Raw genomic sequence first — 24,441 nt, 5'->3', positions numbered from 1 at the left:
CGGACCTTGGCGCCCCTGGCCATGTTCACCGCCCGCCAAACTCCTCCCACAGCACCTGCGTATGCTCGCCCAGCGCGGGCACGGCGCCCATGGCGGCTTCGGCATCCGACAGCGTGGCCGGGGGCAGCAGGGCCTGGATGCTGCCGGCGGGCGTGGCCACCTCGCGCCAGCGTTCGCGCGCCTGCAATTGCGGATGGTTCCAGACCGCGTGCATGTCGTTGAGCGGCGCGTTGGCGATGCCGCCTGCATCCAGGCGCTGCATGGCCTGTTCGCGGCTCAGGTAGGCCAGCACGGAGGCGATCACCGCATCGAGTTCCGCGCGGTGCGCCACGCGCTGCAGGTTGGTGGCAAAGCGCGTGTCCTGCGCCAGCGCGGGCTGCTGCAGCACATGGGTGCAGAAGCTGTGCCATTCGCGGTCGTTCTGCAGGCCGAAGATCAGGCTCTGGCCATCACCGGCCGTGTACTGGCCATAGGGCGCGATGGAAGGATGGGTCAGCCCGCTGCGCGCAGGCGCCGCGCCGCCGTAGTGAGCGAAGTTCAGCGGGTAGGCCATCCATTCGGCCAGCGCCTCCAGCATGGACACCTCCACGCGCAGGCCCCGGCCGGTGCGGGCGCGCTGCAGCAGGGCGGACAGCATGCCCGAGTAGGCATACATGCCGGCCGCGATGTCGGCGATGGAAATGCCCACGCGCGCGGGCTGGTCGGGCGTGCCCGTGACCGAGATCAGGCCGGCTGCCGCCTGGATCAGCAGGTCGTAGGCCTTTTTGTCGCTGAGCGGGCCGCCTTCGCCATAGCCCGATATATCGCAGACGATGAGACGCGGATATTTCTCATGCAGGCTGTCGAAATCCATGCCCATTCTCTGCATGGCACCCGGGGCCAGGTTCTGGATCAGGATATCGGCCTTTTCCAGTATTTTCCCGACGATATGCTTCCCTTCGGCGGTCTTGATATCTGCGGCCAGGCTTTGCTTTCCCCGATTGGCCCAGACAAAAAAGGATGATTCACCATGGACCTTGTCGTCATAGCCCCGCGCAAAATCCCCATCGGGCAATCGCTCCAGCTTGATGACCCTGGCCCCCAGGTCCGCCAGTTGCCGGCTGGCAAAAGGCCCTGCCACGGCGTGTTCCATGGCCAATACCGTCAAACCATCCAATGGGCGTGTCTGCATTTTCTTGAACGAGGCGAATATTCGATTCGCCGCATTCTAGAAGTGCGACCATCACCCAGCCAGTCGGCATTTTCTAAGCGGAATTCCAAATCTTCTAAGGCAGGGATTCCTGCACGGCGCCTTCCTCGGGCAAAGGCTGGGCCGCCACATAGGCCACGAAATCGCGGGCATAGGCGGGCAGGGTTTCGGGTTCGCGCGTGACCACCTTCTGCTCGCGCTGCGCCCAGGCCTCGTCCAGGCCCACGGCAGCCAGCCTGCGCGCCTGCAGCGCCGGCCGGGCAATGGAGCGCGGCACCAGCGCAATGCCCACGCCTTCCTGCACGCACTGCAGCACGGCCTCGAATGTTGGTGCGTGCACACGTACCCTGGGATTCATGCCCAGCCTGGATGCCATGCCTTGGAGGTAGAGGAAGTTGCTGGTCTTGCGGCCGATCGAGACCAGGTCGTAGGTCAGCGCGGTTTCCAGCGGCACCCTGCTGCTGGCGGCCAAGGGGTGGCCAGCGGGCACCACAAACACCAGTTCATCGCGGCCATAGGTGATGGCGTGCAGGCCATGCAGATCGATCTGGCCAGCCACCAGGCCCACGTCGGCACTGCCGTCGAGCACGGCGCGCACCGTGTCTTCGCTCAGGCGCTCCTCCAGGTCCACATTGACGTTCGGATAATGGGCCAGATAGCGGCTGAGCACGGGCGCGATTCCCGTCAGCGTGCTGCTGTTGGCAAAGACGCGGATATGGCCTGATATTCCGTTGATGTGTCTTTGCATTTCTCCGTGCAGGCGGTCCACGCTGCCGAAAATGGAATCGGCGTATTTCTTGACCGTCATTCCCGCCGGGGTCAGCACCATGCCTTTGGACGTTCTTTCAAACAGCGATGCGCCCATGGCCTGCTCCAGATTCTTGAGCCGGTAGCTGGCCGATGGCGCCGTCAAATGCATTTCAGCCGCGCCTGCGCTGAGGCTTTTGGCTTGGGCAATCGCAAGGAAAACCCTGAGATCCGTCAATTCATATCGCATCCGTTGCATGCCCGCCGGGAGCATTTCCTTGGTGTTAGACGGTTTCTAACCGCCCTATCAATGATTCGACTGGCTGCATTGGCAGCGCATTTCTATAGTCGGCGCCAGGAGACAACGGAGAAAATTATGGACTTCAAGACGGCAAGACGCCAAACCCTTCTCACCGCCCTGCTTCTGGCCGCAGGCGCGGCCGCAGCGCAGGACTATCCGGCGCGCCCCATCAAGCTGGTGATTCCCTACGCGGCAGGCGGCCCCACCGACACCTTCGGCCGCGCCATGGCCGATGTCTGGAGCCAGAAGCTGGGCACGCCCGTGGTGATCGAAAACCGCACGGGCGCCGGCACCCTGGTGGGCACGGAGGCGGTTGCCAAGGCAGCCCCTGACGGCTACACCCTGCTGCTGACCACGGTGGCGCATGCCGTCAATCCCTATATCCACGACAAGCTGGGCTACCGCACGGAGGAAGACTTCGCGCCTGTGGGATTGCTCGCCAGGGCGCCGCTGGTGCTGGTGGTGGACAAGCGGCTGCCCGTGCAGAGCCTGCCGGATTTCCTGGCCTATCTGCGGGCGCGGCCCGGCCAGGTCAGCTATGCATCGGCGGGCGTGGGCAGCGCACCGCACCTGGGCGCGGAGCTGCTGAACCTGATGGCGGGCACCCGGGCCCAGCATGTGCCCTACCGGGGCAGTGCGCCAGCCATACAGGACCTCATAGGCGGGCACTTGGCCTTCATGCTGGACAGCGCGCCCACGGGCCTGGCCCAGGTCAAGGCGGGCACGGTGCGCCTGCTGGCCACCACCATGGTCCAGCGCCTGCCGCAGACGCCCGACACGCCTGCCATTGCCGAGCAGGTGCCCGGCTACGAGGCCTATACCTGGAACGCCGTGTTCGCCCCCGCAGGCACGCCGCCAGCGCTGATTGCCCGCCTGCAGTCCAGCCTGCAGGCCACGGTGGACGATGCCGGGCTGCAGAAAAAGGCCTACGACATGGGCCTGGTGCTGGAAAAGCAGCCGCGCCCCCAGGCGCTGGCCGCCTTCCTCAAGCAGGAGCTGGACAAATGGGGCAAGGTCGCCCGGGCCGCCCACATGAGCGCGAACTGAGGAGAGTCGCCATGCCACGCCATCCATCCCTGTGCGCCCAGCGCTACTTTGAAGACTTCGCGCTGGGCGAGGTCTTCGCCCTGCCATCGCGCACCATGACCGACGCCCTGTTCGCCGCCTTCCAGCTGGCCAGCGGCGACAACCATCCCGTGCACTACGACGTGGAGTACTGCCGCGCGCGCGGCATGCCCCATATGCTGGCCCACGGCTACCAGGTGGCCATACAGACGGCGGCAGGCGCCGGCCTGTTCCCGCACATGGTCGAGGAATCGCTCAAGGGCTTTCTGGAGCAGGGCAGCCGCTTCCTGGCCCCCGTTTATGTAGGCGACACGCTGTACTGCACGCTGACGGTGTCCGAGCTCAAGCCCGGCAACACCACGGGCGTGCTGACCCTGGCCACCGAGGTGCTGAACCAGCGCGCCGAGCGGGTGTCCGACGGGTTTCAGAAATACCTGTTGAGGAAGCGGCCGGCCTGAAGGCCAGGGGATGGATGCAGGGGCGGCGTCCCCCAAAGACCCGCCCCCTCGCTTGGCTACGCCGGCGCGGCAACCGCCGCCGGGCTTTCTGGCGAAAAATAGCGGCCCTGCACACGCCCATCCCCCCACCATGAGATCCCCCATCAGCATCGTCGACGTCGACCGCCTCGACTCCTGGAGCAAATACAAGCCCGGCATGTGCGACAGCTGTGCGGCCAACTGCTGCACCATGCCGCTGGAGGTGCAGCTGCCCGATCTGGTGCGGCTGGAACTGGTGGATCCGTTCGAGGTGGACAACGTGGAGCCCAAGCTCATCGCCAAGCGGTTGATGAAGATGCGGCTGATCGACCACTACAACCCCAAGCACAACATCTTCACCATGGCGCGGCGCGCCAGCGGGGACTGCAATTTTCTGGATGCCAAGTCGCGGCGCTGCACGGTCTACGACAAGCGGCCCGAAACCTGTCGCCTGCACCCCAAGAAGGGCCCCAAGCCCGGCTTTTGCGCCTACGGTCACAAGGACCGCTGAAACGGCTTCAGGCCGTGGGCAACCCGGGCAGCCAGATGCGCGCCTGCAGGCCCGGATGCATGTTCTCGAAGCCCAGCTTGCCGCCGTGCAGCTGCACGATGGCCAGCACGCTGGCCAGGCCCAGGCCGTAGCCTTCGCGGTCCGATTCGGCGCGGTAAAAGCGGGTGCTCATCTTCTCGCGCGTCTGCGCGTCCACACCGGGGCCTCGGTCCTGCACGATGATTTCCACGCCCCAGGCGCCGCCGTCCATGCCGTGTTCGTGGGCCACGCCCGCGCGCAGCAGCATGTCGGCGCCGTGGTCGCTGTCGGGCAGTGATCCGTACTTGATGGCGTTGTCCACGAGGTTGGCCACGGCGCTGGCCAGCAGGTCCCCGTCGCCCAGCGCCATGGGCGTGCCTTCGACCTGCAGCCGCAGCACGCCGCCTGCGTCCTCGACCAGCGGTTCGTAGAACTCCACCACGTCGACCAGCAGGGCGCGCAGGTCCACGGGCGCGAAGTTCTTGCGGCTGGCGCCGCTTTCCACTTCGGCAATCTGCAGCAGCTTGTCGAAGACCACGCCCAGCTCGGCCACTTCCTGGGCCACCAGCGCCAGCGTCTCGTTCTTTTCCTCGGGCGTGGCCTGCTGGGCATTGCGCAGGCGCAGCAGGATGCGCGTCAGCGGCGTGCGCAGGTTGTGGGCGATGGTGTTGGAGACATGGCGTATGCCGTCCATCAGCAGTTCCAGCCGGTCCAGCATGGTGTTGATGTCGCGGTTGAGCAGCGTGAACTCATCGTCGCGGCGCGTGACCGGAATGCGCTGGCGCAGGTCGCCCGTGGCCACGCGCGCCATGGTGCTGCGGATGTCGGCGGCCCGCTCTTCCACCACGCGCCGGAAGGCCCCGGCGCCCAGCACGGCCATGCCCAGGGCCACCAGGCCGGCCAGCAGGCTGGCGCGGCCGAACAGCTCCTCCACATCGCTTTGCACCTGCATGTCGCTGCCCACGGCCAGCAGCTTGCCGTCGGACAGCTGGGCCACGGCCACGCGGCCCGCGATGATGCGGCCGTTGCGCCGCACCTTGAGATCGCGCACGCCCATCTCCGTCAGGCGGCGTGCGGGCACCACGTCGGCGTTGCCGATGATGGGATTGCCGTCGCCATCCATGAGGATGAGGATTTCGGTATCGGTGTTGACGCCGTCCAGCAGGGTCTGCTGGATCTCGGCCTCCAGCGCGGGCTCGCCGTACTTGTCGCGGTGCTCGACCAGGCGGCGCATGTGGTTCTCGGCCTGCCGGTCCATGCGCATGCGCAGCACGCCCACGGTCTGCACGTAGAACACCGACAGCACGATGGACATGGTCAGCACCAGCAGCACGCCGTAGGTCAGTGCCAGCCGGAAGGCCGTGGAGCTCCAGGGCTTGGCCAGCGACATGGGATCAGGCCACCTGCGGCAGGTCCTGCGGCCGGTCCGACAGGCTGTAGCCCACGCCACGCACGGTGTGGATCAGCGCGGGCTCGAAGCCCTTGTCCACCTTGCCGCGCAGGCGGCTGATGTGCACGTCGATGACATTGGTCTGCGGGTCGAACCGGTAGTCCCACACCGACTCCAGCAGCATGGTGCGCGTGACGATCTGGTGCGCGTGCTGCATCAGAAAGGCCAGCAGGCGGAACTCGCGCGGCTGCAGCGCCAGCGGCTGGCCCGCGCGCTCGGCGCTGCGCGTGAGCAGGTTCAGCCGCAGGTCGGCCAGGCGCATCTCGCGCGCAGGGGCCGGGATCTGGGCGCGGCGCACCAGGGCCTCCAGGCGCGCCGAGAGTTCGGAGAAGGCAAAGGGCTTGGTCAGGTAGTCGTCGCAGCCGGCCTTGAGGCCGCGCACGCGCTCGTCCGTGGCCGACAGGGCGCTGAGCACCAGCACCGGCGTCTGCTTGCCCATGGAGCGCAGCGTCTGCAGGATCTGCAGGCCGTCGAAGCCGTTGGGCAGCATGCGGTCGAGGATGATCACATCCCAGCTCTCGCCCACGGCCATGGCGATGCCCTGCACACCATCGCTGCACACCGCCACCTGCGCGCCCTGCTGGCGCAGGCCTTCGGCGATGTAGCGCGCGTTCAGCGCGTCGTCTTCGATGATGAGATAGCGGTACATGCGGGCGGCAGGGCCTGACTCGAAACTGAGGCAGACACTATACGGCGCGCCAGACTCCGCCGAGATCGGTGGGGGTGCCGGCATGTTGACCACCTCTTTCCAGCTAGGGGCAGGGCCGCGCGGCATCCCAGAGCACCGCGCCGCATGAAACCGTCAGGGCGCTGCCCACATCGGCAGATCGCCGCTGGCCACGCGCACCTGCCACTCGGCCAGCATCATTTCCTTGACCAGGTCCAGGTGCTCCAGGCGGTGCTCGTTGATCGATCCCAGCGAATCGATCAGCTCCAGGATGGAGCCCTGGCCCAGCTTGTAGGCATCCTGGGCCATCTGGTTGAGCGGCGCGATCTGGGCCAGGCCCTGCTTTTCGTAGGCGCGCACGGCATCGCGGCGCAGCTTCAGCTGCCTGATGGCGCGCTGCAGCTCGGTACGCGCCTCGATCAGCGCGGCGTCGTAGCGCAGCTGGGCCTGCTCGGCCTCCACCTGGGCACGCGCGATGGGGCCTTCGCGGCGATCGAACAGCGGCAGCTCCACCGACACGCCGATCTGGTTGTAGTTGCCGTCCAGCCGGTTGCGCACCCGCGCCACGCTGATGCTGGGCGTGGGCAGGGCTTCGCGGCGTTCCAGTTCGACCTTGTGGCGCAGCTGGTCCAGCTCGGCCTGGGCGGCCACCAGGGCCGGCAGGCGCAGGCGCGCGGCCTCCCAAAGTTCCTGCTCGTGCAACAGCTGGGCCACGGGAACGGCCTGCAGGCTGCCCGTGGCGCGCGGTGCCCACTGGGGCAGGGCGGCCAGGGCGGCGGCGTGCGAGGCGGCATCCTGCCAGTCCGACTGGGCCTGGCTGACCTGCATGGCCATCTGGGCCTGCTGCAGGCTCAGGCGCGCGCCGTCATAGCGGCTGCGCGCACCGGCCTCGATCTGTCCGCGCACGATATTGCCCGCGCTGTTCAGGGCCTCCTGCGCCTCTTGCCAGACCTTCAGGCGCTGCTGCGTCATCAGCAGATCAATGAAGGCCGTGGCTGCATCGTTGAGCGTGGTGGCCACGGCCACCTCGACATTGGCGCGCGCCGCCGTCTCGCCCTTGCGCGCGTTCTCCATGCGCAGGCGCCGCTGGCCGAAGATGGGCAGCGGCTGCTCTATGCCCCACTGCTTCTCGCCCGGCTTGCTGCTGTACGACGCCGAAGGATTGGGAAACGCCGCCGCCGTGCGGCTGTCCGCCTGCGCAATCCCGATCTGCAGCCGCTGCGCAGCCAGCTGGGGCTGGTTGCGCACCACCATCTGCAGATACTCCTGCATCCCCACCGGCTGCTGCGGCGCAGCCGCCGGAGCCACCTCGGAGGCAGGCGCCGCAGTGATGGCCGGCACAGCGGGCACAGCCTGCTGCGCAAGCGCAGAACCCGTCCCCCAGCACAGCGCCACAGCCACAAACAGGGCCCGATAAGGTGAACGACCCGCAAAACCGGCACGGCCCAAATCAGAGACGCCAAGCAAGAGCCGCCTCGCGGCGATGGCGTCGTCCCCCTCCCGCGAAGCGAGAGAGGGGGAAGCGGCGCAGCCGCTCAGGGGGTGCTTACTCTTTTTCATCGAGTTCTTCCTGCGTCAACATGTTCTTGGGGCCCAGCAGCGCATAGAGCACGGGCAGCAGCACCAGGGCCACCAGGGGCAGCACCACCATGCCGCCCACGATCACGGAGGCGAAGGGCTTTTGCGTCTCGCTGCCCACGCCCGTGGACAGCGCCATGGGCAGCAGGCCCAGCAGCGCCAGCAGCGCCACGAGCACGATGGAGCGCATGCGCTCGGCAGCGCCCTCGACCAGGGCCTGCATCATGGGCATGCCCTGCCGTCGCAGCTCCTCCACGGCCGAGATCACCAGCAGCCCGGCCAGCGCCACCTGCCCCAGCAAGGCAATGAAGCCGATGGCCGCGCTGATGGACAGCTCGATGCCCGCCAAGTGCAGGGCCGCGATGCCGCCCACCATGGTGAAGGGCGCGCACAGCAAGATGATGCCGGCGCTGCGCGCCTGGCCCAGCGCGCCGAACAGCAGGGCGTAGACGATGATCAGCGACAGCGGCACCACGATCTTCAGGCGCGCGGCCGCGCGCTGCTGGTTCTCCCACTCGCCGCCCCAGACGGCCTGGTAGCCTTCGGGGATCTTCACGTTCTTCTTGAACGTGGCCAGCGTGTCCTTGACCACGGAGCCGATGTCACGGCCTTCCACGTTGAACTTGAGCGCCATGTAGCGCGCATTGCCTTCGCGGAAGATGGAGGAGTTGCCGATCTTGATGGCCACCTGGCCCACCGAGTGCAGCGGCACCGAGCCGCCCGCAGCGCCATTGGGCAGGGGGATGGCGATGTTGCGGATGCGTTCCTCGTCCATGCGGTCCACGTAGGGCAGGCGCACGCGCACGGGCACGGGGTACTCGCCTTCCCACAGCGTGGTGGAGATGTTGCCGGCCAGCGCCGCCTCCAGCGTCTTTTGCGCGGTCTCCATGGCAATGCCCTGGCGCGCCAGCGCCTGGCGGTCGAACTCCACGTGCACCTGGGGCGCAGGCGCGTCGCGGTACAGGCCCAGGTCGACCACGCCGTCGATGTCCTTCACCAGGTCCACGGTCTGCTGCAGGATGGAGCGCAGCTGCGGAATGTCGGGGCCGAAGACCTTGAGCACCACCTGGCCGCGCGCGCCGGACGTCGATTCCTCCACGCTGTCGCGGATGGGCTGGGCGAAGTTGAACGACACGCCCGGAATCTCGCTGAGCGTGGCGCGCATCTGCTCGATGAGCTGGGGCTTGGTCAGGCCCTTGCGCCATTCGCCGTGGCCCTTCAGGCGCACCAGCACCTTGGCCAGGTTCAGCGTCTCGTTGTCGGTGCCGGACTCGGGACGGCCTTGCTCGGTGGTGACGGTGATGACCTCGGGGAAGGTCTTCAGGCGCAGGCGCACGTCGCGCAGCACTTCCTGGCCCTTTTCCAGCGAGATCGATGCCGGCATCTGCACCAGCACGTAGGCGTCGCCTTCATCGAGCTCGGGCAGGAATTCCGTGCCCAGCCAGGCGGCCGACAGGCCGGCCGCCACCAGGATGGCCAGCGAGGCGACCACCACCATGACACGGCGCCGCCCGGCGCCCAGCAGGCTGCCGATCCAGTGCTGGTAGCCGTGGTGCGCGCGGTCGAAGATCTTGGGCTCTTCCACCATTACGTGCTGGGGCTTGAGGAACAGCGCGCACAGCGCCGGCACCAGGCCCATGGCGAAGACCAGGGCACCCAGCAGCGCGAAGCTGTAGGTCATGGCCAGCGGACGGAAGATGCGGCCCTCGATGCTTTCCAGCGAGAACACGGGGATCAGCGCCGCGATCACGATGGCCATGGCGAACAGCGTGGGCTTGGCCACGGCCACGGCCGAGTCGATGATGATGTGGCGCATGTCCGCCTGCGTCTGCGGCTTGCGCAGGCGGGCGTTGCGGATGATGTTCTCGGCCAGCACCACGGCGCCGTCCACCATGATGCCGAAGTCGATGGCGCCCATGGAGATCAGGTTGGCCGGCATGCCCAGCAGGTGCAGGCCGATGAAGGCCACCAGCAGTGACAGCGGGATCACCGTGGCCACGATCAGCGAGCCGCGCAGGCTGCGCAGGAACAGCCACAGCACGCCCACGATCAGCGTGGCGCCGAACAGCAGGTTGTGCTGCACCGTGCCCAGCGTGTGGCCGACCAGATCGGAGCGATCGTAGTTGGTCTCCATGTGCATGCCCTCGGGCAGGCCGCCGTCATTGAGCGCGGCCACCTTGGCATGGATCTGGTCCAGCACCACCGAGGGGTTCTCGCCGCGCTTGAGCAGCACGATGCCCTGGACCACGTCGTCGGCATCGTCCATGCCCACCGAGCCCTGGCGCGGCGTGTGCGACTGCACCACGCGCGCCACGTCGCCAATGGTCACGGGCGCGCTGCCGCGCATGGCCACGACCACGCCCTGGATCTCCTGCGGCGTGCGCAGCAGGCCGATGCCGCGGATGATCAGCGACTGCTCGCCGCGGCGCATCAGGCCGCCGCCCACGTTGCGGTTGGACTTGGACAGGGCATCGCTCACGTCTTCCAGCGACAGGCCCAGCGCATACAGCTTCTCGGGATCGACCTCGACGTGGTACTCCTTGACGAAGCCGCCGATGCTGACCACGTCGGCCACGCCCTGCACCTGCTTGAGCACGCGCACCACGCGCCATTCCTGCTCGGTGCGCAGCTGCGCCAGCGTGTGGCGGTCGCTCTTCAGGCGGTAGTAGAAGATCTTGCCCAGCGGCGTGTAGTCGGGCGCCATCTCGGGCGTGACGCCGTCGGGCAGATTGGCCTGGGGCAGGCGCTGCGACACCTCGGCGCGCGCATGGAAGCTGTCGGCCTCGTCATTGAAGACGAGGTTGATCATGGCCAGGCCGAAGTAGCTCTCCGAGCGCAGCGACACCAGGCCCGGCGTGCCGTTGAGCTCGCGCTCCAGCGGCTGGGTGATCTGGCGCTCCACCTCCTCGGGGGCCAGGCCCGGCGCCTGGGCAATCACGCCCACCTGCACATTGGTCACATCGGGATAGGCCTCGATGGCCGTGTGCAGGTACGAATACACGCCATAGATGGCGATGATCAGGGTGGCGCACAGGGCGACGAGCCGCCGGTGCACCACAAACGCTATCAGGGAACGCAGCATTGATGGGACTCCTTGCCGCGATCAGAGCAGCTGGCTGGCTGCGCCGTCGAGCAGCAGGCCACCGCGCACGACGATCTTCTCACCCGACTTCAGGCCCGACACCACGGGCACCATGCCGCGCGAGGGCCGGCCCAGCACCACGGTGCGGGCCTCGAACTGCAGCTCGCCGGTCTGCACGAAGACGATGCTGCGGCTTTCATCCTTGATGAGCACGGCCGTCACGGGGATCAGCATCTCGTGCTCGTTGGAGACCTGCAGGCCCACGCGCGCCTGCATGCCGGAGCGCAGCACGGGGTTTTGCGCATCGAGCTGCACGATGACGGAGGCGCGGCGCGATTCCTTGTCCAGCGTGGCGCCCAGGTGGCGCACCGTGCCGGTCAGGGGCTTGGGCAGCTGCGGCACATCGACCTGCACGGCGCTGCCCAGGCGGATGCCGGGCAGATCGCTTTCGAAGACATCGGCCACCACGTTCATGGCGGCGGGATCGCCGATCAGGAACAGCTCGCCGCTGGGCTCGACCGAGGCGCCGACCACGGCCTTGCGCTCGGCCACCACGCCGGCGCGCGGCGCACGCAGCACCAGCCGGTCGCCGCCGCCTTGCCCCAGCAGCGCCGACGTGCCCTGGGCACGCGCCAGCTCCTGGGCCGACTCGCGCAGCTTTGCCTGGGCCGCGCGCAGATCCACCTCCACGCCCACGCCCTTGTCCACCATGGTCTGCTGGCGCCGCACTTCCACGGTGGCCACGTCATGCGCGCTGCGGGCAGCTTCCACCTCGTAGCGCACGCGCAGCGCCTCGGGGCTGACCAGGGTGGCCAGCTCGTCGCCGGCCTTGACGATGTCACCCACGTGGGCACGAACCGACACCACGCGCGCGGCCAGCGGCACAGAGACGGTCGCCACGCGGTCCTCGGCAAAGGTCACGCGCGCCGGCGCCCAGGCCATCTGCGTGCCCTGCGGATCGGCCACCGCGGCGATGTCCAGCATCTTCAGCGACTCGGGCTTGACCCGCACCACGCCGGCGGGCGCGGGTGCCTGAGCGGCAGGCTCGTTCTGTGCCGATGCCTTGGATGCATCGCAGCCCGCCACAAGGCAGGCCACGGCGATGACGGCGCATGCCGAGGCCGCCGGAAACCGGGCTGCCGTGGGCAGGCCCGCAAGTGTCTTGATCATTCTTGCCCCTTCAATCCATGCCTGGAGCGCAGGGACTGCAGCGAGCCGACCCTTGTCTCCTGAGATGAAACAGATGCTAGAAAACGCATCTTCCGGCGTGCGTGAAGCCTTCATTACCGTTTGGTAAGGCACTCGCATGCCCTGGGCTCGCCCCCGGGACCTGTTCCCGGCGGGGATGGTCTGTGCCTTTGCCGGACTTTTGCGAGATCCGGCGCGGTCCGCGGCGCACAGCCTGCGCGGCCCCGGACCTGCCGCCTGGCGTGGGACCCAGGCCAGGCCGCAGCGGCGGCAGACCTGTGGATATCCCGGGGAAAAATGCACCCTGCAAAGCCAGAGATCTGCACAGGCCCTGTTTTCCACAGTGGTGACAACTTCCATCACCTTCTGCAAATTGCAGCAAACCTGAATCCGCGAAAAATTCGTTGCAAATCAACGATGAATCGCGACAATCACTCCATCAATCCACAGGCATGCCAACAGCATGCACACAAGATTGACCACAGGCCGCACACCCTGGCAGCTGTGGGCAAGACTGTGGATGCAGCCACGCGCACAGCCATCAACGGCCATGGGAACAATCCAGGAACAGCCGGTGGACAGATGTCCATCCCGGCCACCGATACCCACCTGTACGCACATGCGATTGGCGGGTGCAGTGATCCATATGACGTGCAGCTTGTAGGCTGTACGGCATACGAAAAACGCGCTTTGTGCGCTGTATTCCATAAGATTTCGCATCTTATTTAATACATATCACTGTACGAATCCTTATAAACAGACGGACCAAAGTGATCCATCTGGTCGAAATACGCCGAAATGCATGAAAAAAAATGGGCTGACCAAGCCCTGAAATCCTTCGATGACGTGGTCGGAGCCATCCCGGGGTTCCGAAATCGTGAGGGGCAGCGAAAAATGGCAGCCCAGGTCGCGCAGACCTTCAGCCAGGCCCAGCTGGGAAAAATCGATGAGGGCGCGCCGGAGCCCACCCGGTCCATTGCCGTGGTGCAGGCCGGAACGGGGGTGGGCAAATCGCTGGCGTACAGCATTCCCGCCATTTCGATGGCGCTGGCGCGCGGCACCCGGGTGCTGATTTCCACGGCCACCGTGGCGCTGCAGGAACAGCTGGTGAACAAGGATCTGCCCGCGCTGGCCCAGCAGCTGGAGCAGCCTTTCAAGTTCGCGCTGGCCAAGGGCCGGGGCCGCTTTGTCTGCAAACTGAAGCTGGAGCGGCTGGCCAGCACCGGCGAGGCCCAGGACGAGGATCTGGACGATCTGTTCGCCGAGGAAAAGGCCCAGGCCCAAAGCCGCGTGGCACGCCCGGCCCTGGAGCTGGAGGCGCGCATGCAGTTCTACAAAAGCATGGCCAACGCGCTGGCCAGCCAGGCCTGGGACGGCGACCGCGACTCTCTGGAAACCCCGCCCGAGGCCGAGGCCTGGAGCCCCGTGGCGGCTGAATCCTCGTCCTGCACGGGCAAGCACTGCCCGGCCTTCAGCAACTGCGTCTACTACGAGCGCCGCAAGGACCTGGTGGCCGCCCAGGTCATCGTGGCCAACCACGATCTGCTGCTGTCCTCCCTGGGCGCGCGGCTGCTGCCCGAGCTGGACAACTGCCTTCTGGTGCTGGACGAAGCCCACCATCTGCCCGCCACGGCGCTGGGCCAGTTCGCCGGCGAGATGGACCTGAGCCGCCTGGGCTGGATAGACAAGCTGACCAGCCGCGCCCTGCGCGTGAACACCCTGGTCGAAGTGGAGGAACTGGCCGACCTGCCCAGCCATGCAAGCCAGCTGCGCCAGCAGCTGCAGGAACTGGCGCGCCTGGTGATGGAGCTGTACGGAGATACGCTCAAGTCACAAAAGGACAGCTGGGGGCCGGCCCGGGTGCGCGTGCCGCGCGGCATGCTGCCCGAGCCCCTGCTGGAGCCGCTGGGCAGGGCGGCCCACCATGCCAACAGCTTTCTGGACGCGCTGCGCGCCATCTCCAAGGCGCTGCGCGCCGCCATCAAGGACAATCCAGAGGAAGCACGCAGGCTGTCTGCAGCTTATGCACAGGTTGGCGCACTGGCACCCCGCCTGGAATCCGTCTATGACACGGCCCAGTTGCTGATGCAGCAGCCGGCGCAGGATGACGACAGTAGCCGCGTACCCAATGCCAAATGGTTCACGTTGGAGACAGATGGCGAGTACATCGTGGTCAAGGCCCATGCCAGCCCCATCCTGCCCGGCGCCACGCTGCGCCATCACCTGTGGTCCCAGGTGCGCGGCGCGGTGCTCACGTCGGCCACCTTGACCAGCTGTGGACAATTCGACTTCTTCCTACGCGAGGCCGGCCTGCACGACGATGCGGCCGTGACCACGCTGGAAGTGCCCAGCCCCTTCGACTACGCGCGCCAGGGCACCCTGGTGGCGCGCGAAACCGTGGCCGATCCGAAGGAAGCCGCCCGCTTCACCCAGGAGATGGTGGATGCGCTGCTGGGCGACCTGTCCCGTGTGCAGGCCGGCGCCCTGGTGCTGTTCACCTCGCGCGAGCAGATGCGCCTGGCGGTGGATGCGCTGTCCACGGCCATGCGCTCGCAGGTGCTGGTGCAGACGGCCATGCCCCGCGCCCTGCTGCTGGCACGCCACCGCGATGCCGTGGAGATGGGCGAGCCCTCCATCATCTTCGGCATGCAGTCCTTCGGGGAGGGACTGGACCTGCCCGGCGCACTGTGCGAGTCCCTGTTCATCACCAAACTGCCCTTTGCCCCGCCCGACGACCCCGTGGGCGAGGCCCGCGCCGAATGGCTGCGCAGCAGCGGCCGCAACCCCTTCAACGAACTCGTGGTGCCGGCCACGGCGATACGGCTGGCCCAGTGGGTGGGCCGCGCCATCCGCACCGAGGAAGACCAGGCCCATGTCTACTGCTATGACCGGCGCCTGGTGAACACCAGCTATGGCCAGCAGCTGCTCAAGGGCCTGCCGCCCTTTGCCCTGCAGCGCCGCCCGGCACGCTGAGACGAAAGCTGTGGAAAGAACGGGGAAACCAGCCCCTCTCCGTTTCCTCCACCTTCCCCCATCCACACAAGTCCTTGATTTCAGGCAATTTTCCTGAAAACCATCCTCCCGATTGCCCACAGGCCATTTGCACACAGCCTGTGGGCAACTTCACTCCACGGGATCCGTTCATGCATGCGGCGCCCGGCAACAGGTTCAAAGGACCTGCGCGACCTCGCAGGCCACACCCCCGTAGATCTCGGCCCACAGGCCATCAGGCGGCCCCAGGAAGCGCTTTGGCGCCCCTGCAGGGGTCCTGGCATCTGCCTGGTGTTTGCGCTGTCTGCGGGCCGTTGGAGAGACGGCCTGATTCCCATCCTTTCTCCCTGCAGTGCTGCAGCCATCACTTTTCGTGATTGCCCTTGCCAGTGCTGGATCAACTGCTCCTGATTCGGATGCACAGGCCGCTGGCAGGGCCCAGATCAAGGATTGAATTTTTTTGAATGAACAACGGCGGCCTCTGGCGTGTCCGCATGTGCCCGTGCGAGAGACGCCGTTTCCTCGAAGTTTTCCCTGGTTGTTCACAGCCTGGCGTGAAAAAGGCCGTCGTTCACCTGCATGCCAACCGGGTGACGGGTGACGTCTTGTCTTCATGAGCAAGGCCATCGCCCAGGAGTCTTGCGGATTTTTTGCAGACAGGCGCGCCAATTTCGCTGGAGCGCAGTCCTTCTTTGCACATGCCTGGCTCCAGCCAAGCTCACGCGTCTGTTTTTTTTGGCAAACCTGGCTGCCTTGGCTTCCCGGCGTGACTTCGCCTTTGGTTGTTCTTTGATCTTCTTATAAAGAATAGTCGTAGTAGTAGAGGCATGATATCTCTGTGGATAACTGCCATTACCTTAAAAAAAACAAGGATCTAGCGTACTGAAAAATATGTGGTCAACGCCCTGTTCCCGGTGTCTTGCCAACGGGGATAGATTGCATGTCACGGATTTTTCTGTGGATAACTTGAAAGTTGATCATCTTCTATCCACAGTTTTGCATGACAGGCTTTTTTTGTGATGTTTTCTCGTAAGTTATTGATTTAAAAGAAATTTAAGCGTTTATCAGTCAGAAGACAGACCTGTGATGCATGGATGAACACAGGGTCTGACCATGCTGTGATCTGTTGACAAGCAGCTTTTCCTGGGCAAGGGGGCTGCTTTTTTTATCCAGATCGGCGTTCGTGCTGTGAAAAACCGAGCTCGGCTGTTATTCCTATTTCTTCTATTTTTTAGTTAGTAGTAGTAGTAAGTGAAGCGCTTAATTGTTGATAACTGATTTTTCACATGGAAAATCAATAAGTTATGAGTATGCAAACCCTGTGGTGGATGCTGCCTTGCAGCTGCACCCGTTTTGGGAACAACTTTCCGCGATGCATCCATCATGTGGATAAGCATGGATTTACAAGGTTTTTACACCCAGGTTTTTCCACAGGCCTGCAGCGGGCAAAAAAAAGACCACCTCGCGGGTGGTCGGGGCTGGGCTGCAGCGATGGTCAGAAATGGTGGGCGTAGCGCAGCTGCAGGAAGTTTTCGCCGGGGTTGGGCTTCTTGATGCCAGCGTTGGAATGGTGCTCCAGCCTCAGCACCAGTTCATGCTGGCCTTGGTTGCCAAACAGGTAGCCCACGCCGATATGGGTGGCGAAGTTGTAGCGGGTCGGGAATTCCTTCTCGTCCGTGACGTAGCGCCGGTTCAGTGCCCAGCTCAGACCCACGCCGGTTTCTGCAAACCAGGGCGACTGTCCGTTGCTGCCACGCCAGCGCAGCGTGGGATTGATGCCCACCACCCAGGTGCTGCGGTGGCTGCCTTCCAGGGGGGCTGACCATCGCGCGCCCCAGATATCCCAGTAGCCGCTGAGCTGGCCGCCCCACAGCGCATGGCGCCAGTTGCGCCAAGGCACGGTAACGCCCAGGGTCCAGCTGTCGGCGCTGCGCTCGGCCGCGCCATATTGCAGGTACAGGGAAGGGGTGGATTCCGGCGCCAAGGATTGCGCCTGGGTCGCCATCGGCAGGACAGCGCCTGCGCAGGCCAGCATCACGGTCGCTGCCAGGCGTGCTGGCGGATGGATGCGTGCCTTGGCGAGGCGCTGGTAGCTGGATGGCGTCGTTTGAATGATTTTGAGGGCCATGATCTTCTCCGGGAGCGGCACACGTTGCTGTGCCTGTAGCACTCTAGGGAGGCTGGTGAAGACCGGGGCGTCAGCAAAAAAGCCCTTGCACTGTCGGTCGCCCGACAAGGCGTCCGTGCAAGGGCTGGCGCAAGCAATCCGGCTGCCCGCTGGTGGCGGGCAGGCCAGGTGGCTGCTTACTGGGCGGGTGCCGGGGCAGGGCGGGCCTGGCCGCTCTTGTGGTCATGGCGCGGGCCGTGGTCCATGCCGTGGTGGCCGGGGTGGCCCTTGTGCAGCGTGGCGGCATCGAAGGTCTTTTGCTGGCTGGCATCCAGCTGGGCGTAGAAGGCCTTGGTGGCTTCGCCGCGGCGATCGGCATCGGCCGCGCGCTGGGCGCGCATTTCACGCATCTTGTCGATGCGCTGGGGCGTGGTCAGCTTGGCGAAGTCCTCGCGCTCCATGCGCTGGGGACGCTCGCCGGGCTTGAAGGTGGCCGCATAGGTGTTCCATGCGGTTTCCTGGGCCGGCGTGAGCTTGAGGTCGGCCTTGAGCTTGGCGATGCGCTGCTGCATGTGCTCCATGCGGTCGCCGTGCTTGTGCATGGCGCGATCGGGCTTGGGCGCTGTGGTGGTAGCGGCGGCGGCGGGGGCTGCCGGCGCGGCGGTCTGGGCGTACGAGGGCAGGGCGAACGAGGCCAGCAAGGCGGTGGCAGCGGCGGCGCTGGCGAGGGTGCGGCGGAAGGTGGTGGTCATTCCAAAATCCTTTCTGGAGAGGGTGACTGAAGGCCGCCGTCAAGGCACTTGGCGGGCCCTGTGCAGCGGATGGTTGAAGTGTGGTCGTCCGATGTATCGGGGCAGTGAGGTTTTGCGCACGGCTTGTAAAGAATTGACAAGCTTGTGCAGCGCCGTCCGGTGCCAGGCATGCACAATGGCCGGGCGGGGCGCCAAGGCATGGCGCCCCTGCTGTTTTTTCTGTTTTCTCCCTCTGGATGGAGGCGGCGCAGCCCGGTGTTGCACACCCCTGCTGCGGCGCAGCCGCAGTCCGTCCGAGCAAAGGTTCGCTATGTTCAAAAACATGATCGTCTATCGCATTGCCGAGAGCTGGCAGGGCGATTTGCAGCAGCTTGAAGAAGCCCTGGGCAAGAGCCCGTTTGCCGAGTGCGGCGCCACGCAGGAACGCAGTGCCGGCTGGGTGCCGCCGCGCGGCGAGCCCCATGGCCCGCTGGCCGAGTCCGTGGCCAATCAGTGGGTGATGCGCTTCATGACCGAGGCCAAGATGCTGCCGGCCAGCGTGCTCAACCGCCGCGTCAACGAGAAGGCCGCCCACATCGAGGCCACCGAAGGCCGCAAGCCCGGCAAGAAGGAAAAGAAGGAACTCAAGGACGAGGCCAAGCTGGACCTGCTGCCCATGGCCTTCACCAAGCAGGGCTCCATGTGGGTGTGGCTGGACCCGCAGGCCCGCACCCTGGTGCTGGACACCGGCAGCCAGGCGCGCGCCGACGAGGTGGTCAGCTCGCTGGTGGAGGGCCTCACAGGCTTTGCGCTGGCCTTGGTCGATACGCAGACCAGCGCACAGGCCGCCATGGCGCACTGGCTGACCACGCAGGAAAGCCCGGCCGGCTTTTCGATTGACCGTGAATGCGAGCTCAAGGCCGCCGACGAATCCAAGGCCGTGGTGCGCTATGCGCGCCATCCGCTGGACATCGACGAGGTGCGCCAGCACATCGAGCACGGCAAGCTGCCCACGCGCCTGGCGCTGACCTGGGACGACCGCGTGAGCTTTGTGCTGACCGAGGGTCTGCAGATCCGCAAGATCGCGCTGCTCGATGCCGTGATGGAAGGCCAGTCGCAGGACGACGGCGGCTTCGATGCCGACGTGGCGATTGCCACGGGCGAGCTGTCCAGGCTCATCCCCGATCTGATCGAGGCGTTGGGCGGGGAAGGGCGCACGGGCCTGGGCCAGGATCTTCCCGCATCGCTGCAGACGCCTGCTGCCCACGCTCCCGCGACGGCACCGCGCGCAGCGGCATCGGGCCGTGGAGCGCTGACGGGGCCGGCCACTGCACCCGTGGACACGGCGCCTGAAGAAGCGCCGTTCTGAGCCAGCAGCAAGGCACCCGGGCCGGCAATGTTTCATGTGAAACATCGCCACGCCCCCAGGGCGCTCAGACCCTTTCGAAGATAGCTGCGATGCCCTGGCCGCCGCCTATGCACATGGTCACCAGCGCATAGCGGCCGCCCGTGCGCTGCAGTTCGGCGATGGCCTTGGTGGTGATGATGGCGCCCGTGGCGCCGACCGGGTGGCCCAGCGAGATGCCCGAGCCGTTGGGATTGACCTTGGCCGGGTCCAGCGCCAGTTGCTGGATCACGGCGCAGGCCTGGGCCGCAAAGGCCTCGTTGGCCTCGATGACGTCCATGTCTGCAATCTTCAGGCCCGTGCGCTGCAGCACCTTCTGCGTAGCCGGCACGGGGCCTATGCCCATGTAGGCGGGGTCCACGCCGGCATGGGCGTAGCCGACCAGGCGCGCCAGCGGCTTCAGTCCCAGGGCAGCCACGCGATCGCCTGCGGCCAGTGCCACGGCGGCCGCGCCGTCGTTGATGCCCGAGGCATTGCCGGCCGTCACGGTGCCGCCTTCCTTGCGGAAGGCCGGCTTCATGGCGCTGAGCACTTCGATGGTGGTGGCCGCGCGCACATGCTCGTCGGTGTCGAAGACCACGACGCCCTTGCGCGTGGCGATTTCCACGGGAACGATCTGCTCCTTGAAGTGGCCGGCCGCGATGGCAGCGGCCGCGCGCTGGTGGCTGGCCGCTGCCAGTTCATCCTGCATTTCACGGCTGATGTGATAGCGCTCGGCCACGTTCTCGGCCGTGATGCCCATGTGCATCTTCTGCCAGGGATCGTGCAGGATGCCCAGCATGTAGTCGATGCTCTTGGCGTCGCCCATGCGCGCGCCCCAGCGCGCGGCCTGGTCGAAGTAGGGGCCGCGGCTCATGGACTCGCTGCCGCCGCCGATGGCCACGTCGCAATCGCCCAGCGCAATGGCCTGGGCGGCAGAGACGATGGCCTGCAGGCCGGAGCCGCACAGCCGGTTGACGTTGAAGGCCGGCGTCTCGATGGGGCAGCCCGCATCGATGGCGGCCACGCGCGAGAGGTAGGCGTCCTTGGTATCGGTGGGGATCACATTGCCCATGACCACGTGGCCGACGGCGTCGGGCGCCAGGCCCGCGCGCTCCATGGCCGCCTTGACGGCCGTGGTGGCCAGCTGGGTGTTGGGTACGTCCTTGAGGCTGCCGCCGAAGGTGCCGATGGCGGTGCGCGCAGTGCCGACGACGAAGACGTCGCGTGGGGTCATGGTGAAGCTCCTCGAAGCGATGAACACGGGGGATGGAGTGCATTGTGCCGGGCAGGCGGCAGGCAGCGCAGCCGCCTCGGCGTCAGTTCCGGGCGCAGGTCAACGCCCCTCGAATTGCGGCGCCTGCTTGGCGTGGAACGCCGCAATGCCGCGCGGCAGGTCGGCCGTGCGCGCACAGGCGTCGAAGGCGCAGGCCTCGGCGGCCAGCTGGTCGCGCAGGCTGCGGTCCAGGCCCGCGCGCATGAGGCGGCGCATATGGCCCAGCGCCACCGTGGGACCGGCGGCCAGGCGTTGGGCCAGCTGCTGCACGGCGGCGTCGAGTTCGGCGCGCGGCAGGACGCGGTTGATGAGGCTCAGGCGCTGCGCTTGGGCGCAGTCCAGGGTCTCGCCCAGCATGGCGATCTCCAGCGCGTTGCGCAGGCCCACGATGCGCGGCAGCGCCCAGGAGGCGCCCACGTCGCAGCTGGCGCCCAGGTTGATGTAGGCCAGGTTGAAGCGTGTGCCCTCGGCCGCGTAGACGAAGTCGGCCTGCAGCATCAGCGACAGGCCTGCGCCTGCCGCCGCGCCATGCACCTTGGCGATGACGGGCGCATCGAGCTGGCCCAGCAGCGCCACGGCCTCGTTGAGCGGGCCCAGCAGCTCGGCCGCGCCGCGCACGGGGTCGGCGGCCAGCGTGTCCAGGTCGCCGCCCGCCATGAAGGCGCGGCCTGCGCCTTCCAGCACCACGCAGCGCAGCGCGCGGTCCTGGGCCAGGGCGCGCACGGCGTCGCGCAGCGCCAGTGCCATGGGCACGTCGATGGCGTTGAGGGCGGCGGGGCGGTGGAAGGTCAGCGTGGCGATGGCGCCTTCGCGGTGCAGCCGCAGCGGGGTGTCTTGCGTGTCGGTCATGGGAGCGGATCAGTGGTACAGGGCGTCGATTTCGGCGGCGTAGGTCTTGTAGATGGAAGAACGGCGCACCTTCATCGTGGCCGTGACTTCGCCATCGTCGTGGTCCAGCTCCTTGGTCAGCAGATGGAAGCGCCGCACATGCGAGACCTGGGCCAGGCGCGCATTGCCCTGCGCGATCTCGGCCTCGATGAGCGCGCGCACCTCGGGCATCTCGGCCAGGGAGCGGAAATGCGTGAAGGCAATGCGCCGCGCCTGTGCCCATTGGCCCACGGTCTCGTAGTCGATCTGCACCAGCGCGCCCACGAACTTGCGGCCCTCGGCCACGACGATGCACTCCTTGATGAAGGGGCTGGCCTTCATGGTGTTCTCGATCTCCGAGGGCGTGAGGTTCTTGCCGCCGGCGGTGATCATGATGTCCTTGAGGCGGTCCACGATGCGCAGCTGGCCGCCCTGCACGCGCACCACGTCGCCCGTGTGCAGCCAGCCGTCCTGGATGCTTTGCGCCGTGGCCTCGGGGTTCTTGTAGTAGCCCGCGAAGACCATGTCGCCCTTGATCTGCAGTTCGCCGCTGTCGTCACCCTCGTGGCCCGCGTTGCTGCCGAGGCTGGCAATGCGCCATTGCACGCCTTCGGTGGCCACGCCCACGCTGCCCACGGACACGTCGTCCAGCCGGTGGCCTGTGACCATTCCCGTGGATTCGGTCAGGCCGTAGACCTCGATCAGCGGCACGCCCAGCGTGCGGAAAAAGCGCACCACGTCGGGCGGTATGGGCGCGGCGCCCGTGAGCGCCACGCGCACCTGGCGCAGGCCGATGAAGTTCTGCAGTGCGCGCAGCACGCTCCAGTAGCTGGCGGCCCAGGTCAGGCGCTCGGCCAGGCTCCACTGCCTGCGGGGCTTTTCGGCCAGCGGCGCGCAGGCCGCCATGGCACGCCGGTAGAGCGTGCGGCGCAGCGGCCCGGTCTCCTGCATCTTGATGCTGATGGCCGCATGCAGCTTTTCCCAGATGCGTGGCACGCCCAGGAACATGTTGGGCGCGACTTCGCGCAGGTCTTCCTGCACCGTGCGGATGGACTCGCCGAAGTGCACCTGCGAGCCCAGGTAGACCGGCACGAAGCTGGTCAGCATCTGCTCGGCCACGTGGCACAGCGGCAGGTAGGACAGGTGGCGCGTGCCGCCATCCAGCCTCAGCCGCTCGGCAATGCCGGGCACCACGCCGCGGATGTTGCGGTAGGTGATCATGGCGCCCTTGGGCTTGCCGGTGGAGCCCGAGGTGTAGATCATCAGCCCCACGTCATCCAGCGTCTGGCGTGCCAGCGCCTCTTCGATGGGGGCGCGGCTGGCGGCCTGGGCGCCCAGGCGCTCGACCTCGTCGAAGGTGGTGATCAGGGCGCGCAGCTCGGGCGCAAGGCTGCGCAGGCCCTTGGTCTCCATGACGATGATTTTCTGCAGCTGCGGCAGCTCGGGCAGGGCGGCCAGCAGCTTGTCGGTCTGCTCCTGGTCCTCGCACACCATGATGGCGATGTCCGCGTGTCCGGCCACGTAGGCGACCTCGGGCGTGGGACTGGTGGGGTAGACGCCCACGGTGATGGCGCCGATCAGGCCCGCGCCCATCTGGGCCAGCACCCACTCGATGCGGTTCTCGGAGATCACGCCCATGTGGCCGCCTGGCGGCAGGCCCAGCTGCGCCAGGCCCAGCCCGAAGTGGCTGGCACGCTCGTGGTAGCGCGCCCAGCTGGTGGGCTTCCAGATGCCGAAGTCCTTTTGCCGTATGGCCACGCGCCGGGCATCGCTGCGCGCGCGTTCGGCCAGCATCTGGGGCAGGGTGAGTTCGGGAAGGTTCTTCATATCAATGACCCATCGCGCTGCCTGTGACACTGGCGTGCCCCCACACGGGAGCACCGAGGAAGGGCCGCCCCGCACCCAGGGTGCTGTCCCCCTCCCTCGCGAAGCGGGAGAGAGGGGGAAGGCGCGAAGCGACTCAGGGGGTGCTTCATGACAACCAGCGCTTGCGGCGCTTGTAGTGCTTCAGGTCGCGAAAACTTTTTGCCTCGCCGCCACCACCCATGCCCAGGTAGAACTCGCGCACGTCGGCATCCTGGGCCAGGCGTTCGGCCGGGCCGTCGATGACGATCTTGCCGTTCTCCATGATGTAGCCGCTGTGCGCCACGGCCAGGGCCACGGTGGCGTTCTGCTCGACCAGCAGCATGGAGGTGCCGCGCTCGGCATTGATGCGCGCGATGATGGTGAAGATGTCCTCCACCAGCTTGGGCGCCAGGCCCAGCGAGGGCTCGTCCAGCAGCATGAGCTGGGGCTCGGCGATCAGCGCGCGGCCAATGGCCAGCATCTGCTGCTCGCCGCCCGACAGGTAGCCGGCCAGGCCTTTGCGTCGCTCATGCAGGCGCGGGAAGTAGCTGTAGACCAGGTCGAAGTCGGGCTTGACTTGATGGCGGCCCGTGAGCGCGTAGGTCGCGGCCACGAGGTTTTCCTCCACCGTGAGGTCCTCGAACACGCGCCGGCCCTCCATCACATGCGACAGCCCCAGGCGCACCAGCTGCTGGGGCGCGTACTGCGCGGTGGACTGGCCGTTGTAGCGCACGCTGCCGCTGGCCAGCAGGCCGTCCTCCAGCGCCAGCAGTCCGGAGACGGCCTTGAGCGTGGTGCTCTTGCCCGCGCCGTTGCTGCCCAGCAGCGCCACGATCTGGCCGCGCGGAACGGCCAGCGACAGGCCGCGCAGGGCCTGCACGACCTTGTTGTAGATGACCTCGATGTTGTTGATTTCGAGGACCTTGTCCGTGGGCTGCTCGGTCATGTGCGGGCGTCTGTTCGGACGA

At 66.5% G+C, this 24,441-nt stretch carries 18 protein-coding genes; 5 read left to right on the top strand and 13 right to left on the bottom strand.

Annotated elements, in window-relative coordinates:
• Nucleotides 1–25: 25 nt before the first annotated feature.
• Complete coding sequence (locus PO605_RS16725; protein WP_082001449.1) at nt 26–1,171, bottom strand: CaiB/BaiF CoA transferase family protein; 1,146 nt, start codon at nt 1,169–1,171, stop codon at nt 26–28.
• Nucleotides 1,172–1,265: 94 nt separating this feature from the next.
• Nucleotides 1,266–2,186, bottom strand: a complete 921-nt coding sequence (locus tag PO605_RS16720) for a LysR family transcriptional regulator (RefSeq protein WP_047468272.1) — start codon at nt 2,184–2,186, stop codon at nt 1,266–1,268.
• A 126-nt stretch (nt 2,187–2,312) separates the two neighbouring features.
• On the opposite strand from PO605_RS16720, the gene PO605_RS16715 reads away from it, so the two are divergent.
• The 3 genes from PO605_RS16715 (at nt 2,313) to PO605_RS16705 (ending at nt 4,289) form a co-directional block, all read left to right on the top strand.
• On the top strand, nt 2,313–3,284 hold the full coding sequence (locus PO605_RS16715) for a tripartite tricarboxylate transporter substrate binding protein (protein WP_047468275.1): 972 nt from the start codon (nt 2,313–2,315) through the stop codon (nt 3,282–3,284).
• A gap of 11 nt (nt 3,285–3,295) precedes the next feature.
• Entirely contained in the window at nt 3,296–3,760 is a 465-nt protein-coding gene (locus PO605_RS16710) for a MaoC family dehydratase (protein ID WP_034365445.1), read from the top strand.
• Nucleotides 3,761–3,890: 130 nt separating this feature from the next.
• Nucleotides 3,891–4,289: a YkgJ family cysteine cluster protein gene (locus tag PO605_RS16705; RefSeq protein WP_013799932.1), complete on the top strand. Its 399-nt coding sequence runs from the start codon at nt 3,891–3,893 to the stop codon at nt 4,287–4,289.
• A gap of 7 nt (nt 4,290–4,296) precedes the next feature.
• Here the strand turns inward: PO605_RS16705 and PO605_RS16700 are convergent, their stop codons facing one another.
• The 5 genes from PO605_RS16700 to PO605_RS16680 form a co-directional block, all read right to left on the bottom strand.
• A complete protein-coding gene (locus tag PO605_RS16700) occupies nt 4,297–5,697 on the bottom strand; it encodes a sensor histidine kinase (protein ID WP_046239392.1) in 1,401 nt (466 codons plus the stop codon).
• 4 nt (nt 5,698–5,701) lie between these two features.
• Nucleotides 5,702–6,406 carry a response regulator transcription factor gene (locus tag PO605_RS16695; protein WP_017407046.1) on the bottom strand — a complete coding sequence of 235 codons (705 nt, stop codon included), beginning with the start codon at nt 6,404–6,406 and terminating at the stop codon, nt 5,702–5,704.
• 153 nt (nt 6,407–6,559) lie between these two features.
• Nucleotides 6,560–7,774: a TolC family protein gene (locus PO605_RS16690; RefSeq protein ID WP_231574395.1), complete on the bottom strand. Its 1,215-nt coding sequence runs from the start codon at nt 7,772–7,774 to the stop codon at nt 6,560–6,562.
• A gap of 196 nt (nt 7,775–7,970) precedes the next feature.
• On the bottom strand, nt 7,971–11,084 hold the full coding sequence (locus PO605_RS16685) for an efflux RND transporter permease subunit (protein ID WP_016447267.1): 3,114 nt from the start codon (nt 11,082–11,084) through the stop codon (nt 7,971–7,973).
• Nucleotides 11,085–11,105: 21 nt separating this feature from the next.
• Entirely contained in the window at nt 11,106–12,254 is a 1,149-nt protein-coding gene (locus PO605_RS16680) for an efflux RND transporter periplasmic adaptor subunit (RefSeq protein WP_016454185.1), read from the bottom strand.
• Nucleotides 12,255–13,070: 816 nt separating this feature from the next.
• Here PO605_RS16680 and dinG point away from each other — a divergent pair.
• Complete coding sequence (dinG, locus tag PO605_RS16675; RefSeq protein WP_272206655.1) at nt 13,071–15,245, top strand: ATP-dependent DNA helicase DinG; 2,175 nt, start codon at nt 13,071–13,073, stop codon at nt 15,243–15,245.
• 1,513 nt (nt 15,246–16,758) lie between these two features.
• Here dinG and PO605_RS16670 read toward each other — a convergent pair.
• Nucleotides 16,759–17,391 (bottom strand): acyloxyacyl hydrolase, encoded by a 633-nt coding sequence (locus PO605_RS16670; RefSeq protein WP_046984862.1) that lies wholly within the window; start codon nt 17,389–17,391, stop codon nt 16,759–16,761.
• Nucleotides 17,392–17,567: 176 nt separating this feature from the next.
• Nucleotides 17,568–18,122, bottom strand: a complete 555-nt coding sequence (locus PO605_RS16665) for a Spy/CpxP family protein refolding chaperone (RefSeq protein ID WP_141833093.1) — start codon at nt 18,120–18,122, stop codon at nt 17,568–17,570.
• Nucleotides 18,123–18,432: 310 nt separating this feature from the next.
• On the opposite strand from PO605_RS16665, the gene PO605_RS16660 reads away from it, so the two are divergent.
• Entirely contained in the window at nt 18,433–19,470 is a 1,038-nt protein-coding gene (locus PO605_RS16660; RefSeq protein ID WP_016447273.1) for a recombination-associated protein RdgC, read from the top strand.
• A 64-nt stretch (nt 19,471–19,534) separates the two neighbouring features.
• Here the strand turns inward: PO605_RS16660 and PO605_RS16655 are convergent, their stop codons facing one another.
• From PO605_RS16655 to PO605_RS16640, 4 genes are all read right to left on the bottom strand, one after another.
• Nucleotides 19,535–20,722: an acetyl-CoA C-acyltransferase family protein gene (locus tag PO605_RS16655; RefSeq protein ID WP_016447274.1), complete on the bottom strand. Its 1,188-nt coding sequence runs from the start codon at nt 20,720–20,722 to the stop codon at nt 19,535–19,537.
• 99 nt (nt 20,723–20,821) lie between these two features.
• Entirely contained in the window at nt 20,822–21,610 is a 789-nt protein-coding gene (locus PO605_RS16650; RefSeq protein WP_272206654.1) for an enoyl-CoA hydratase/isomerase family protein, read from the bottom strand.
• Nucleotides 21,611–21,619: 9 nt separating this feature from the next.
• On the bottom strand, nt 21,620–23,455 hold the full coding sequence (locus tag PO605_RS16645) for an AMP-dependent synthetase/ligase (protein WP_047473715.1): 1,836 nt from the start codon (nt 23,453–23,455) through the stop codon (nt 21,620–21,622).
• Nucleotides 23,456–23,600: 145 nt separating this feature from the next.
• A complete protein-coding gene (locus tag PO605_RS16640; protein WP_016447277.1) occupies nt 23,601–24,419 on the bottom strand; it encodes an ABC transporter ATP-binding protein in 819 nt (272 codons plus the stop codon).
• Between the last annotated feature and the right edge of the window lie 22 nt (nt 24,420–24,441).

It is taken from the genome of Delftia sp. DT-2, assembly GCF_028401915.1.
In the GTDB taxonomy this organism is placed as follows: Bacteria; Pseudomonadota; Gammaproteobacteria; order Burkholderiales; family Burkholderiaceae_C; genus Comamonas; species Comamonas tsuruhatensis.
Note: the sequence above shows the minus strand (reverse complement) of the source record. Positions and strands in the feature narration are given on the sequence as shown.